This is a genomic window from Rhodococcus sp. Ni2, from assembly GCF_021352185.1.
Taxonomy (GTDB): Bacteria; Actinomycetota; Actinomycetes; order Mycobacteriales; family Mycobacteriaceae; genus Rhodococcus_F; species Rhodococcus_F qingshengii.
Genome location: NZ_WOXZ01000003.1, coordinates 131034 through 145287, shown reverse-complemented (window position 1 = coordinate 145287; position 14254 = coordinate 131034). Strand labels below are relative to the sequence as shown.

Sequence of the window (14254 nt, the reverse complement as noted above, 5' to 3'; positions counted from 1 at the left end):
GACTGGACGCTAACGAGAGACCTCGCCGCCAACGACGAACAATTTATATCTGTGGAGAACTCGCGGATTGTGGAGAAGCGATCAGGCGCTCGTGTCGATCTCCGGCAACGGGCACACCACAACACCGATCGCGCCGACACCGACGTGCGCTCCGATAACCGCACTGAAGTCGGTGACGACGGATTCCGCTACATCGGGAATGCGCTCGGCCAACTGTTCGGCTATCCCGTCCGCACGCTCTCGCGCGCGCATGTGATGCACGGCTATCGCCACACGACCGAGACCGGCGCGTTCGACTGCCGAATCCACCAACCTTGCAAGAGCTTTGGTGGTGGTACGTGTCTTCTCGCCGAGCACGAGCTTGCCGTCCACCAGATGCAGGATCGGCTTCATCGCCAATGCAGTGCCCAGCAGTGCGGCCGCGGTTCCGATTCGTCCTCCCCTACGCAATTGATCAAGTTTGTCGACGACGATGTAGCAGCGCCCACGGCTCGCTACGTCGACCGCCCGGCCGTACGCCTCTTCGAGTGAAGCGCCCTTCTCGGCCAAGCGTGCAGCTTCGAGGACGGGATATCCCAAACCCATACCGGCGGACTGTGAATCGACGATGCGGACGGCGCCACCGAACTCCTGGGCCGCGACTCGTCCGGCTTCCCACGTTCCCGACAGTTGGCGTGAAATGTGAACGGCGAGAACGCCGTCACCGTCGCTCATGTCCAGGGCGCGTGCATACGCTTCGGACAACTCGGCGGGCGACGCTCCGGCCGTTGTCACTCCCGACAGGTCGCTCGGCATTGCGTCGACGCCCTCTCGCAAGTCGCAGCCGTCACGGAGCACGTGGAGCGGAACAACCTGAATGCCACATGCGTCGGCCGACTCCTGCGGGATGCAGGCGGAGGAATCCGTGACGACGACGACCGGCATTCTGCTACCCGACTTCGCTCGGCGGTGATACCAGTTCCGGCGAAACCACTTTCTGCGACTCCACCCCGCGAATCGCAGCGATCATCGCGCGGGCTACACCGACATGACCGTCCCAACCCCAGTGAATACCGTCGGGGTTGCCGTTCTCGGAAAAGACGTTGTCACGCACTGCATCCGCGAGATCGACTACGGGAACGTCTTTCTCCGTAGCCCACTCGGTGATCGCGGACACCGCGGCAGGCCGGCCGGCGTGCACGCTCGCGTAGGCATCGCTGCGGTGCACTGACGGCAGGGTCGCGATCATCGGCAGTTCCGGCCGCATGTACTCCAACGCATTTCGCGAGCTTTCCAGATACTCGACGCTCAGCTTGGGCGGAAGTGCGACCGGGCGGCCCAGAGGTGCAAGCCGCGGCTGCAGCCATTGATAACCCTCGCGCACCACGCGTCGAAGCGCGGGTGGCCGAACGTAGCGGATGGTCTCGCGGAGCGCGGTAGGCAATGGGGACGGCAGCGAGTCCATCCCGCCGACCGCGAACACGACGGCGCCGGCCCGCGGCACCGCCGCCCACACACGAGGATCCTGAGTCAGTGCCCACCACGCGTCGCGACACGTCCATCCGATACGGGCGACCAACTCGACGTCCCAGCCGAGTTCGTCGGCCACGATGTTGGGCCAGATGCGTGGATGATCTGCCGCGAGGCCGCCTTTGGGGCCGAAATACGACAGCGAATCCGCGAGTACGAGGAGGACGGGGCGCTGCCCGTCGGCACTTTCAGAGGACGTCATTTGCGACACTCGCAGAAGCATTCCATACGTCGAGTCGCCACTCGATCGACTTGACGTCACCATGTCCACTGAGTTGCACCCAACTGGTGTTTCCCAATCCGCCGAGGACGGCCCAGCGATCGACGGGTAGGTCGAGCAATGCCGCTGTCAGTGCCGCGATCAAGCCTCCGTGCGCCACCAGAACCACGGGCCGCTCGGCCCAGTCCGGGTGCGTGTCGAGCAATTCGTGAACTACGGGGAGGCTGCGATTCGCGACGTCGATTCGGCTTTCGCCGCCGGGCGGCGCCAACGTGGCATCCGCTCGCCACGCAGATCGCACACCGGGAGTGCGCTCGTCGACGTCATGATGAGTCAGGCCCTGCCATTCCCCCAGGTGTGTCTCACGCAGACGCGTGTCGGTGAGGACCGGAAGTCCGGCGGCATCACCGACAGCGACGGCTGTGAAATACGCGCGACGCAGATCCGAGGACACGATCGTCAACGGCCTGCGATCGGCGATCACCGGACCTGCACTCTTGGCCTGCGTGCGCCCCAACTCCGACAGGTCGGTGTCGAGTTGCCCCTGCATCCGAGAGTCGGCGTTGTATTCGGTCTGTCCGTGACGCAGCAGGATGAGCCGGCGGACAGGGTTCGACGCCGCACTGGGCGCCGACGAAGTCACAGCGAGGGATCCTGCGCGTCCGGCTCGGAAACCGTGTCGGTCTCGAACACCGTGTTGGCGTCGGCGGGGCCGGGACGGTTCTGTCCGAGGCCTTCGACCTCGACCGTCGGGCAGTCCTTCCACAGACGATCGAGAGCGTAGAAGTTGCGCTCCTCGTCATGCTGGACGTGGACGACGATGTCGGCGTAGTCGAGCAGTGCCCAGCGGCCCTCGCGGGTGCCTTCACGGCGGACCGGCTTGTGTCCCGCTTCGCGGAGACGGTCTTCGATGTTCTCGACAATCGAGTTGACCTGACGCTCGTTCGTCGCAGATGCGATGACGAAGCAGTCCGTGATGACCAGCTGTTCGGACACATCGAGCACCACCACTTCGGTGGCCAGCTTCTCGTCGGCTGCCAAGGCCGCGATGCGTGCCATGTCGATGGCTTCGGTGTTTGCGCTCACTCGATGTTCTCCAGTTTCGTCTTCAGAAAGTACTTGTTGTTCTCGGCTAGCTCGATTCGGCGCCCGGGACGGCTTCCGACTTCCCCGGTGCGGGCTCCGACATCGTTGTAGCTCCGTCGCGGCGCTCCGCGTCGACAGGTCGATACAGGTTCCGCTTCGAGATGTACTGCACCACTCCGTCCGGCACCAGGTACCAGACGGGGCGGTCTTCACTTGCCCGACGCCGACATTCGGTCGACGAAATGGCAAGTGCCGGAATCTCTATCAACGTGACCGCGTCGGCGGGCATGGTGTCGAGGTGACCGGCCAGGTGCTCTGCATTGAGATCGAAACCCGGTCGCGATACCCCGACGAACTTCGCCAATGCGAACAACTCTTCCCAATCTTGCCAGGAAAGGATGCTGGCCAGCGCATCGGCACCGGTGATGAAGAAGAGTTCGGCGTCAGGGTGGTAGGCCCGGAGGTCTCGCAGCGTGTCCACGGTGTACGTCACTTTTTCACGGTCGACGTCGACCCGAGAGACGGAAAACCGCGGGTTGGAGGCGGTGGCGATGACCGTCATGAGGTACCGGTCCTCGGCAGGACTGACGCCCTTCCCCTGCTTCTGCCAGGGCCGCCCGGTGGGGACGAAGATCACTTCGTCGAGTCCGAACCGGTCGGCGACCTCACTGGCCGCAACGAGGTGGCCATGGTGAATGGGGTCGAAGGTGCCACCCATCACTCCTAGGCGTCGAGCACGTTCCACCGATAGTCCCTTCTGCACGAGTGTCGAGCTTACGGGTCAGACCGGCAGCAGACGGGACACGACGTCGGCAAGCTGCTGGGCCGAGCGGCACTCGTGCATGCTGATGACCTCGTTGTAGACCTTCGCCGCGGAGTCACCCGTTCCCCATTGCCCCTTCGGCTCGGGGTTGAGCCAGTGCGCGTGCTTGGCTACTGCCACCATCTGCGACAGCGACTGAAGGTTGGGATCGCGGTAGTTGTTGCGACCGTCGCCGAGTACCAGTAGCGACGCGCGACTGGTGATCGACTGCGCGAACTTCTCCTGGAACACTCCGAAGGCGTGTCCGTAGTCTGAGTGGCCGTCGTAGGTGATCAGTTCGGCCTCACGCACCATCCGTGACATCGCTGATCCGAGGTCTGCGTTCGAGTCGAAGAACCGCGTGACCTCGTCGGTCGTGTCGATGAACGCGAACACCCGCACGCGCGAGAACTGCTCACGCAAAGCGTTCACGAGCAGCAGAGTGAAATGGCTGAACCCCGCCACCGAGCCGGACACGTCGCACATCACCACAAGTTCGGGCCGCGCCCGCTTCGGCTTGCGCTGCACCAGATCGATCGGCACTCCGCCCGTCGACATGGACTTGCGCAACGTACGACGTAGGTCGATCGAACCCGCGCGAGAGCGGCTACGACGCACGGCGAGACGACTGGCCAACAAGCGAGCCAGGGGTGCGACGTTCTTCTTCAGCGTGGTGAGTTCGGCATCGGACGCTCGCAAGAAGTCGACTTCCTCGGCGAGTTTCGGAACGCCGTACGTGGCGACCCGCTCCTTGCCCAAATTCTCGGCTGTGCGTCGACGCGTTTCCTTCTCGACCATCTTGCGGAAGTCCGCGATGCGCTGCGCTGCCGTGCGCTTGGCGACCTCGGATTGATAGTCGGAGTTGTCCTTGCCCTCTGACCCGGAACCCTCCTGGTTGCCGAGCAGGCCCTGCAGGATCTTGTTGAGCAACGTCTCCGGGGCGACGTCGCGCAGCGCCTGGTAGGCGGAGAACGACGGGCCGTTGCTCGACTGGTACTGCCCGAGTTCCTCGACCATCGCGGCGGTCAGGAGTTCGGTCATCTCCATCGCCTCGTCACTGCCGTCTGTCAGCAGTTCGGCGATCAGCTCACGCAATGCCTGCAGGTCGATCGAGCCGTCTGGCTTGCGCGGCAGTGTGACGTCGACGTCGCCGACCGCACGGTCACCGATCGCCTTGGGGAACCACAGGTCGAAGACGGCGTCGAACGTCGCCCGGTGGGTCGGCCTGCGCAGGAGCGAGCATGCCAGCCCTTCACGAAGCGCTTCACGATCGAGCAGGTCGAGAACAGACATGACCTGACCGGCGTCGACTGTCTCGGACGGGCCGACCATGATTCCGCGTCGTCGCAGAGCCTCGACAAAATCGACGAGGTGACCGGGAATCCCGTGCGGCGCTGCCAGGCCGCCAGGTGAGAGCGGCGACGTCGATGCTGCGGGAGCCATGTCAGACCTCAGTTCAGCCGAAGTTCAGCGGCGGCACGCACCTGGTCCGACTGGTGCTTGAGGATCACGCCGAGCGTGGCGCGAACGGCATCGTCGTCGAGAGTGTCCATGCCCAGAGCAAGAAGGGTGCGTCCCCAGTCGATGGTCTCGGATACCGAAGGGACCTTCTTGAGCTGCATTCCGCGAAGAACACGAATGGTGTTGACCAGCTGCTCGGCAATCGCTTCAGGAAGCTCCGGCACACGGCTTGCGAGGATGCGACGCTCGAGGTCGGCGTCCGGGAAGTCGAGATGCAGGAAGAGGCAACGACGCTTCAGAGCCTCCGAGAGTTCGCGAGTGGCATTCGAGGTCAACACCGTGAACGGCTTGCGGGTGGCGGTAATGGTTCCGAGCTCGGGGATCGTGACCGCGAAGTCGCTGAGCACTTCAAGGAGCAGACCTTCGATCTCGACGTCTGCCTTGTCCGTCTCGTCGATCAACAGCACCGTCGGGTCCTCGCGGCGAATGGCCTTGAGCAGTGGACGTGCGAGCAGGAACTCCTCCGAGAAGACATCCGCCTTCGTCGAATCCCAGCTGTGGTCGACCGCGACATCACCCCTCGCGCCGCTCGCCCCGCCCGACTGAATCCGAAGAATCTGCTTCGCGTGGTTCCACTCGTAGAGTGCACGAGCCTCGTCGACGCCCTCGTAGCACTGCAGACGCACCAGTTCTGCGCCCGTGGTCTGGGCGACTGCGCGGGCGAGTTCCGTCTTTCCGACACCGGCCGGGCCCTCGATGAGCAGCGGCTTGCCCAGACGATCGGCCAGGAAGACTGCCGTCGCGGTGGCCTTGTCGGACAGATAGCCGGTTTCGGCCAGCCGTTCGATCACGTCGTCGACGGTCGAGAAGAACGGCGTCGTGTCGGGAAGTGCTCGGTCCACGGTTAACTCCTTGAGAGGTGGGGCAAGTCTGGTGAACTTTTCAGGCGGGTCGGGTATGCCCGTCGCCCCAGACGATCCACTTGGTGGACGTCAGTTCCGGCAGCCCCATGGGGCCACGCGCGTGCAGTTTCTGGGTGGAGATGCCGATCTCGGCGCCGAACCCGAACTGCTCACCGTCGGTGAAGGCAGTCGACGCGTTGACCATCACTGCCGCAGCGTCGACTCGAGCGGTGAACTCGCGGGCAGCCGAGAGATCGGACGTCACGATGGCTTCGGTGTGGCCGGTTCCGTACTGGTCGATGTGCTCGACGGCAGCGTCCAAGTCCTTGACGACCTTGAGGGCGACGTCGAGGGTGAGGTATTCCTTCGACCAGTCGTCCTCGGTCGCGGGAACCAGTCCCGGCAGATCACCGTGCACGACGACGTCGTGCATCTGGAGCGCTTGGAGCAGCTTCGGCACGGCAGTCTCGGCGATCGCAGCGTCGACCAGGACGGTTTCGGCTGTATTGCAGACACTGGGCCGACGGGTTTTGGAGTTGAGAAGAATCTTCTCGGCCATCAGTAGATCGGCGGCCGAGTGAACATAGACGTGGCAGTTACCGACACCGGTCTCGATGGTGGGCACGGTGGCATCACGCACGACGGCGCTGATCAAGCCGGCACCGCCGCGCGGGATGACGACGTCGACGAGGCCGCGGGCCTGGATGAGGTGCGTGACCGTCGACCGATCCGCACTCGGCAGAAGTTGAACGGAATCCTCGGGCAGTCCCTGGTCAATCAACGACGCGCGCAGAGCCGCCACTAACGCTTCGTTGGACTTGACCGCCGAGGACGAACCACGAAGCAGCGCAGCATTTCCCGACTTGAGAGTGAGCCCGAAAGCGTCGACGGTAACGTTGGGGCGAGCCTCGTACACCATGCCGACGACACCGAGCGGAACGCGCTGCTGGCGTAGCTCCAAACCGTTCGGCAAAGTAGATCCACGAAGCACTTCACCGATCGGATCGGGTAGTCCGGCAACCTGACGCAAACCCGACGCGATGCCCTCGATCCGCTCAGCGGTCAGACGAAGACGGTCGAGCAGCGATTCCTCGGTGCCGCCCGCCTTCGCGGTGTCGATATCGAGAGCGTTGGCCGCGAGAATCCGATCACTTGCCGCGAGTACCGCGTCGGCTGCGGCGTTGAGCGCAGCATCCTTCTGCGCGGTGGTCAGCAGAGCCAGGACGCGCGAAGCCTTACGGGCTCGGCGTGCGGCGTCGTGCACGACGGACTTGGTGTCGGACGCGTTCGAGTCGACGGTTTCTGCGTTGGAAGTCACAGCGGTCATGAATACACATTAACCACCCACCGTGACGGCCTGCTCGGCGGAACGAGGCTGTGACCACCCGGGACCATTCCGGCGGACCGCCGGGGAACAATTCCGATGCGGGGCGCTGTTGCACCCACCGACCTTCTTCTTCGAGTCAGGAGCCATCCGTGAGTGTGTTGTTCGAGCCTTTGACCCTGCGCGGCGTCACCATCCCGAACCGCGTCTGGATGGCACCGATGTGCCAGTACTCCGCTGACGTCATCGGCGACCAGGTCGGAGTGCCCAACGAGTGGCATCGCACGCATCTGGTGAGCCGTGCAATCGGCGGCACCGGCCTGATTCTCACCGAGGCGACGGCCGTCAATCCCGAAGGCCGCATATCGGTAGCTGATCTGGGGATCTGGAACGACACGCAGGCGCAAGCCTTCGCCGAGATCAACGCGCAACTCGCGTACTTCGGCGCAGTGCCCGGAATTCAGCTGGCCCACGCCGGACGCAAAGCGTCGACGCAGGTTCCGTGGCGCGGCGGCAAGAGTCTGCCCGCCGACGACCGACTCTCGTGGCAGACGGTTGCCCCGAGCGCGGTTCCGTTCGGTCACCTTGCCGATCCGGTCGAGCTCACCACGGAAGGCATCGAGAAGGTCGTCGCGGACTTCGCAGCGGCGGCTACCCGCGCATTGAAGGCCGAATTCAAGGTCGTGGAAATTCACGCGGCCCACGGATACCTGATTCATCAGTTCCTCTCCCCCGAGAGCAACAAGCGAACGGACCGCTACGGAGGCAGCTTCGAGAACCGCATCCGATTGCTCCTCGAAATCCTGAGCGCAGTCCGCGAGGTGTGGCCGGCCGAGCTACCGCTCTTCGTCCGGGTCTCGGCGACCGATTGGCTCACGGAAGAACGTGGGCTCGACGTCGACAGCTGGACCGCGGATCAGACCGTTGCCCTCGCCAACATCCTCTCCGACTACGGCGTCGATCTCGTCGACGTGTCCACCGGCGGTAATTCACCGGCGGCCAAGATTCCGGTGGAGCCGGGATACCAGGTTCCGTTCGCCCGTCGCCTGCAGAACGAGAGCCTGCTACCGGCCGCCGCCGTCGGCCTCATCACCGAACCCGAACAGGCCGAGAAGATCGTCGAAGACGGAAGCGCAGTGGCGGTGCTCCTCGGCCGCGAACTGTTGCGTGATCCCTACTGGGCGCGCCGGGCGGCCCGTGAACTGAACGCCGAGGTAGGACCGCATATCCCGTCGCAGTACGCCCGCGCCTTCTAGCCCGAAAATCGGCTCCCGCGCACAACTTTGATAGCGTAAGCGTCTTACTTGCCGGTAGTCCGGAGCCCTGTGGGCTCCGGACACTGCCGCGGGCCAGAGCCGTGCGACGGGGGTCGCAACGAGCCACAGGGCACGCGGACGCTCGATTTCCCGACCGGCTCATCGGCGAGTGGGCAACGAAAAGATGCGTGCATCAGGTACGTGCCCCGCTCGGTTCGATGATTGCGCTGGGGAGCGCATGTCATGACTACACCAGAGAACTCGATAAGCGCTCTCGAAGTGGCCGAATCACCCGATGTCTGCGTCACCGACAATGCGTCCGTCAAGCGCGCTGTCAAGGCAACGATGCTCGGAAATGCCATGGAGTGGTTCGATTTCGGCGTTTACGCATATCTAGCTACCACTATAGGAAAAGTGTTCTTCCCGGACGCGAGCGGCAGCGCTCAACTCCTCTCTACCTTTGCAATTTTTGCGGCAGCCTTCATCGTCCGCCCACTCGGCGGATTGTTCTTCGGTCCACTCGGTGACCGCATCGGACGCAAGAAAGTCCTGGCCACCACCATCATTCTGATGGCGGGCAGCACCTTCGCCATCGGCCTCATCCCGAGCTACGAATCCATCGGTATCGCCGCCCCGATCCTGCTGGTACTCCTACGCCTACTGCAGGGCTTTTCCACCGGCGGCGAATACGGCGGAGCCAGTACGTTCGTCGCCGAATACGCACCGGACAAGCGCCGCGGTTTCTTCGCCAGCTTCCTCGAATTCGGGACTCTGGCAGGATATGTGGCGGCAGCGGGCATCGTGACGATCATCCAGACCGTCGTCAGTGCCGAGGACCTACTCCAGTGGGGCTGGCGCATCCCCTTCCTCATTGCCGGACCTCTGGGTCTCATCGGCCTGTACCTCCGTCTGCGTTTGGAGGAAACCCCCGCATTCCAGATGATGGAGCAGGCCGAAGAGCGCTCCCTCGCAGATGAATCCACAGGCAAGAAACTACGCGAAACTCTCGTCGACAACTGGCGTCCGCTTGTTCTGTGCATCGTCCTGGTGGCCACGTACAACATCGCTCACTACGGACTGCTCAGCTACATGCCGACGTATCTGACCAACACGTTGGGTTACGACGAATCCCACGGACTCGTTCTGATGATCATCGTCATGATCGTGATGATGATGGGAATCAGCTACGTCGGAAAGTTCTCGGACCGCGTCGGGCGTAAACCCTTGCTGCTCAGCGGTTTCATCGGATTCTTCGTCCTGTCCCTGCCTGCCTACCTTCTGATCGGCGTCGGCAACTACGTGACGGTCTTCCTGGGACTCGCAATTCTCGGCGGCTTGCTCCTGCTGTTCGTCGGTGTGTTCCCGTCCGTGCTTCCCGCACTGTTTCCGACCGGAATCAGGTACGGCGGCTTGGCAATCGGATACAACCTCGCGGTCTCCATCTTCGGCGGGACCACTCCCCTGGTGCTCACCGCCCTCGAAAGTGCAACGGGCAGCAACTTGGTCGCACCGATGTACATGATGATCGCCGCCGTGATCGGCGGTATCGCAGTCCTGATGATCCCCGAGACCGCACGCAAGCCACTCGACGGCTCTCCGCCCTCCGTCGCCACCGACGAGGAAGCACGTCGGATCATCCGCAAGGTTCGTCGAAAGAGAATGAAGGCCGATAACCTCGAGGTATGAGCACGCCTCGAATCGTCGTCGTCGGCAGTATCAACATGGATCTGACCACGTCAGTGTCCAGATTCCCAACTCCGGGAGAAACGCTGCTCGGCACTGCCTTTGCCACCGCGGCGGGAGGCAAAGGCAGCAACCAGGCCATCGCCGCCGCGAAGGCCGGTGGGGACGTGTCGTTCGTCGGCGCGGTCGGCGACGACGGTTTCGGCACCCAATTGCGCGAGACCCTGCAAGACGCCGGGGTCGACACCGCGTTGCTTCGTAGTGTCGACGGCCCGAGCGGCGTTGCCGCCATCACCGTGAGCGAGGACGCGGAGAACAACATCATCGTCGTCCCGGGCGCCAATTCCTCGGTCACCTCGTTGTCCGAAGTAGACCTCGACGCGATCGCACACGCCGACGTTCTCCTGTGCCAACTCGAAATACCCCTCGACACGGTCACCACAGCGGCCCGGCACGCGCGTGCCAACGGAACAACTGTCATCCTCAATCCTTCACCGGTACAAGACCTTCCGGGCGCCCTGATCGAGTCTGTCGACATCCTGATCGTCAACCAGACCGAGTCGGAGCAGTTGGCCGCGGTCACCGGTCGCGTCCGATACCTCGTCACGACGCTCGGGGCCGGCGGCGCGGATCTCCGGTCGGGCGAGGAGACAATCCACGCCGACTCCCCGGCCGTGACACCCGTGGATACAACTGGCGCAGGCGATGCTTTCACCGGCGCCTTCGCCGTGGAGTGGGTGCAGGGCCAGGACCGCGCCCTGCAGTTCGCTGCCACGGCGGGAAGTCTGGCGACGACGGTCCGCGGCGCGTCGGTGTCGTCACCCACTCGCGCTGCGATCGAAAAAGTCCTGAACCGACAGCTTGACTCTGACACCGTGTGAGGTCGTAAACCTGTAGGTATCGGGTTTGTGAGAGAGAAACGGGGCGAGCAAGGATGTTGAGCATCGGAGACTTCGCGAGAGCAGGTCGTGTGTCGGTGCGCATGCTCCGCCACTACGACGCCATCGGTCTGCTCAGACCCGCGAGGGTCGACGCATCCACCGGGTATCGCTCGTACACCGCGGGCCAGTTGGCGCTGCTCAACCGCATCGTCGCTCTCAAGGAGTTGGGCCTGACTCTGGCCCAGGTCCAGCAGGTGGTGGAGTCGGCGGTCACCGTCGACGAGATCCGCGGGATGCTCACGCTTCGCCGAGCAGAACTCGAAACCCGAATCCAGGAAGACACCGCGCGACTGGCGCATGTACAGGCGCGCCTACGGATCATCGAAAGTGAGGGACAGATGTCCGCATACGACGTTGTGATCAAGTCAGTTCCGGCGCTGCGGGTCGCGGAGTTGACCGGTACCGCCAAGACGATGGATCCGTCGTCGATCGGCCCGGTGGTTCGCGGGTTGTACGAGCGCCTTTGTACCGGTTTGGATCGTGCCGGTATCGCCGCGATCGGACCCGCTGTCGCTTACTACGAGGATGCCGGTGACGACGAGAACGTCGTCGTCCATGCGGCGCTACCGGTAGACGCGAATCCCGATGGCGACTACGAGTTCGCTGTGGTGGACCTGCGGGCCGAAGAGCACGTGGCCTCGCTGCTGCACAAGGGTTCGATGGACAACTGCCTGCCCGCTTATCAGGCGTTGGCCCAATGGATCGACGCAGCGGGATACCGCAATGCCGGCCCCAGCCGTGAGGTGACGCTGGCGTGCCCGGAGGATGTCGACGGCTGGGTCACCGAACTGCAGGAACCTGTTGCCAAGGCCTGAAGCCCGCACGTGTCGGCAGGGTCGTGCACCATGGGGTCCATGACCACCGCCACCGCCCCAGCCATGCGCGACGAAGCCGAGCGGCTGCTCCGCGAACTCGCGGGGCCGGATGCCCGCCTACGCGAGGACCAGTGGACGGCCATCGAGGCGCTGGTGGTGCAGCGCAAACGCGCGCTCGTCGTACAGCGGACCGGCTGGGGCAAATCTGCGGTCTACTTCATCTCGGCGAAGCTGCTCCGGGCAACGGGCCACGGCCCCACCGTCATCGTCTCTCCGTTGCTGGCCCTGATGCGAAACCAGGTCAGTTCTGCCGAACGTGCCGGAGTGCGCGCCGCAACCATCAATTCGGGCAACGTCACCGAATGGGACGACATCCATGCCCGCGTCGCAGCCAATGATCTCGACGTCCTTCTGGTCAGCCCCGAGCGCCTGAACAACCCTGACTTCCGCGATCAGGTGCTCCCGGCCCTGGCAGCTGATGCCGGCCTGGTCGTAGTCGACGAGGCTCACTGCGTTTCCGACTGGGGCCACGACTTCCGTCCCGACTACCGCCGCATCAGGACCTTGATCGCCGAACTCGGCGAGGGCATTCCCGTCCTCGCAACCACGGCGACGGCCAACAACCGCGTCGTCGAGGACGTGTCCGCCCAACTCGGCGTCGGCGGTGAGGAAACCCTCGTCCTTCGCGGCGGGCTCGAACGCGAGTCGCTTCACCTCTCTGTAGTCCACATTCCGGAGGCGACGGCGCGCGCTGCCTGGCTTGCCGACATGCTCGAGACGCTGCCGGGTTCGGGCATCATCTACACGCTGACGGTTTCGGCCGCGCGCGACCTCGCAAGCCTGCTCTCCGAGCGCGGCCATACCGTCGCCGCCTACACGGGCCAGACCGATCCCACTGAACGTGAATCTCTCGAGCAGGACTTGTTGGGTAATCGCGTCAAGGCTCTGGTGGCCACCTCGGCACTCGGGATGGGCTTCGACAAGCCTGATCTCGGGTTCGTCGTCCACCTCGGCGCACCGTCGTCGCCGATCTCGTACTACCAGCAGGTGGGCCGCGCCGGTCGTTCCACCGACAGGGCAGACGTGATCCTCCTGCCTGGCGCCGAGGACAAGCAGATCTGGAGTTACTTCGCCTCGGTCGCCTTCCCCCGCGAGCACCTGGTCCGCAGCGTCATCGAACACCTCGACACCGAAAAGGCCACGTCGACACCGGCACTCGAACCTCTGGTGGAGCTCAATCGCACGCGTCTCGAGATGGTCCTCAAAGTCCTCGACGTCGACGGCGCGGTCAAACGCGTCAAGGGCGGGTGGATCAGCACCGGCGAACCCTGGGTGTACGACGCCGAGCGCTACGGCCGACTCGACGACGCCCGCCAGGCCGAGCAGGCCGCAATGGTCGAGTACCAGAGCATCACGACGTGTCGAATGACCTTCCTGCGTGAACAACTCGACGATCCTGGTCTGACCTCGGAGAACTCACAGTGCGGTCGCTGTGACAACTGCACAGGCAATCGCTACGACACCACTGTCGACACCGCCGCCCTCGACGAGACTCGGGCGCGCTTGCAGCGCCCCGGATTCGACCTGGAGCCGCGCAAGATGTGGCCGACCGGCCTGAGCAAGCTGGGCGTCAAGCTGTCCGGGAAGATCACCGAGGGGCCCGAAACCGGGCGCATTCTCGGACGGATGTCGGACCTGGGCTGGGGTCAACGTCTCCGCGCGCTTTTCGACGGTCCCGACGCCGAGGTACCCGATGCGGTGGTCAGCGCGTGTATCAGCGTTCTGGCCGCCTGGAATTGGGCCGAGCGACCCACCGGTGTCATGGCCCTCGAATCCACGACGCATCCTTTGTTGGTGTCGAGCCTGGCTGCCAAGTTGGCCGAGGTCGGGCGATTGACCGACCTGGGCACCCTTCGCTTGCGACCCGACCACCCTCCGGTGTCGGCAGCGAACTCCGCCTACCGCGTGTCCGGACTGGTCGATGTTTGGGAAGTCCCGGACATGAGTATCCATCAGGGACCAATACTTCTTGTCGACGCAATCGCCGATACCGGTTGGACTTTCACGATGGCCGCGCGCGCACTTCGACAGGCTGGTGCTCACTCTGTACTTCCGTTGGCGCTCGCAAGCCCGAAATAGCGAGTTTTTGCCCGAAATAGTCGCTCCGACAACGGCAAAAGTTACATAATGTGAGCACCATCACATTCATGTCCTCACCTGGGGCGCAACGGGTTCCACACGGCCCGAAACGGACA

At 63.8% G+C, this 14254-nt stretch carries 13 protein-coding genes; 5 read left to right on the top strand and 8 right to left on the bottom strand.

The features are described from left to right. Nucleotides 1–81: 81 nt before the first annotated feature. Genes GN300_RS27120 through GN300_RS27085 form a run of 8 tightly spaced genes read right to left on the bottom strand, consistent with a single transcriptional unit; the run spans nucleotide 82 to nucleotide 7307 of the window. The gene (locus GN300_RS27120) at nucleotides 82–924 is read right to left on the bottom strand and encodes a DegV family protein (protein ID WP_054826980.1); all 843 of its coding nucleotides are present in this window, start codon (nucleotides 922–924) and stop codon (nucleotides 82–84) included. A 4-nt stretch (nucleotides 925–928) separates the two neighbouring features. Beyond that, entirely contained in the window at nucleotides 929–1711 is a 783-nt protein-coding gene (gene octT / locus GN300_RS27115) for a diglucosylglycerate octanoyltransferase (protein WP_007731025.1), read from the bottom strand. Further along, nucleotides 1698–2372, bottom strand: coding sequence for a histidine phosphatase family protein (locus GN300_RS27110; protein ID WP_019749053.1), 675 nt, complete (start codon nucleotides 2370–2372; stop codon nucleotides 1698–1700). The genes octT and GN300_RS27110 overlap by 14 nt, the downstream gene beginning before the upstream one ends. Continuing rightward, the gene (gene rsfS / locus GN300_RS27105) at nucleotides 2369–2815 is read right to left on the bottom strand and encodes a ribosome silencing factor (protein WP_003944502.1); all 447 of its coding nucleotides are present in this window, start codon (nucleotides 2813–2815) and stop codon (nucleotides 2369–2371) included. Before rsfS ends, GN300_RS27110 begins: the two co-directional genes overlap by 4 nt. Nucleotides 2816–2861: 46 nt before the next feature. Beyond that, nucleotides 2862–3578, bottom strand: a complete 717-nt coding sequence (gene nadD / locus GN300_RS27100; protein WP_003944462.1) for a nicotinate-nucleotide adenylyltransferase — start codon at nucleotides 3576–3578, stop codon at nucleotides 2862–2864. 18 nt (nucleotides 3579–3596) lie between these two features. Then, a complete protein-coding gene (locus tag GN300_RS27095) occupies nucleotides 3597–5060 on the bottom strand; it encodes a VWA domain-containing protein (protein ID WP_063316231.1) in 1464 nt (487 codons plus the stop codon). An 8-nt stretch (nucleotides 5061–5068) separates the two neighbouring features. Beyond that, entirely contained in the window at nucleotides 5069–5980 is a 912-nt protein-coding gene (locus tag GN300_RS27090; RefSeq protein WP_003944506.1) for a MoxR family ATPase, read from the bottom strand. A gap of 40 nt (nucleotides 5981–6020) precedes the next feature. After that, nucleotides 6021–7307, bottom strand: a complete 1287-nt coding sequence (locus GN300_RS27085; protein ID WP_063316232.1) for a glutamate-5-semialdehyde dehydrogenase — start codon at nucleotides 7305–7307, stop codon at nucleotides 6021–6023. Nucleotides 7308–7456: 149 nt separating this feature from the next. Between GN300_RS27085 and GN300_RS27080 the strand changes: the two genes are divergently transcribed. The 5 genes from GN300_RS27080 (at nucleotide 7457) to GN300_RS27060 (ending at nucleotide 14138) form a co-directional block, all read left to right on the top strand. Further along, complete coding sequence (locus tag GN300_RS27080) at nucleotides 7457–8560, top strand: NADH:flavin oxidoreductase/NADH oxidase (RefSeq protein ID WP_063316233.1); 1104 nt, start codon at nucleotides 7457–7459, stop codon at nucleotides 8558–8560. 243 nt (nucleotides 8561–8803) lie between these two features. Further along, entirely contained in the window at nucleotides 8804–10246 is a 1443-nt protein-coding gene (locus tag GN300_RS27075; protein ID WP_003944479.1) for an MFS transporter, read from the top strand. Next, a complete protein-coding gene (locus GN300_RS27070; protein ID WP_063316234.1) occupies nucleotides 10243–11124 on the top strand; it encodes a ribokinase in 882 nt (293 codons plus the stop codon). The genes GN300_RS27075 and GN300_RS27070 overlap by 4 nt, the downstream gene beginning before the upstream one ends. Nucleotides 11125–11177: 53 nt before the next feature. Further along, nucleotides 11178–11999, top strand: a complete 822-nt coding sequence (locus GN300_RS27065; protein ID WP_063316235.1) for a MerR family transcriptional regulator — start codon at nucleotides 11178–11180, stop codon at nucleotides 11997–11999. A gap of 39 nt (nucleotides 12000–12038) precedes the next feature. After that, nucleotides 12039–14138, top strand: a complete 2100-nt coding sequence (locus GN300_RS27060) for a DEAD/DEAH box helicase (protein ID WP_030536630.1) — start codon at nucleotides 12039–12041, stop codon at nucleotides 14136–14138. The last annotated feature ends 116 nt before the right edge of the window (nucleotides 14139–14254 follow it).

Coding starts and splice junctions, on each gene's coding strand:
- GN300_RS27070 (WP_063316234.1), top strand. CDS start 10,243: ATGAGCACGCCTCGAATCGTCGTCGTCGGCAGTATCAACATGGATCTG.
- GN300_RS27065 (WP_063316235.1), top strand. CDS start 11,178: ATGTTGAGCATCGGAGACTTCGCGAGAGCAGGTCGTGTGTCGGTGCGC.
- octT (WP_007731025.1), bottom strand. CDS start 1,711: ATGACGTCCTCTGAAAGTGCCGACGGGCAGCGCCCCGTCCTCCTCGTA.
- GN300_RS27075 (WP_003944479.1), top strand. CDS start 8,804: ATGACTACACCAGAGAACTCGATAAGCGCTCTCGAAGTGGCCGAATCA.
- GN300_RS27095 (WP_063316231.1), bottom strand. CDS start 5,060: ATGGCTCCCGCAGCATCGACGTCGCCGCTCTCACCTGGCGGCCTGGCA.
- GN300_RS27120 (WP_054826980.1), bottom strand. CDS start 924: ATGCCGGTCGTCGTCGTCACGGATTCCTCCGCCTGCATCCCGCAGGAG.
- GN300_RS27085 (WP_063316232.1), bottom strand. CDS start 7,307: ATGACCGCTGTGACTTCCAACGCAGAAACCGTCGACTCGAACGCGTCC.
- GN300_RS27060 (WP_030536630.1), top strand. CDS start 12,039: ATGACCACCGCCACCGCCCCAGCCATGCGCGACGAAGCCGAGCGGCTG.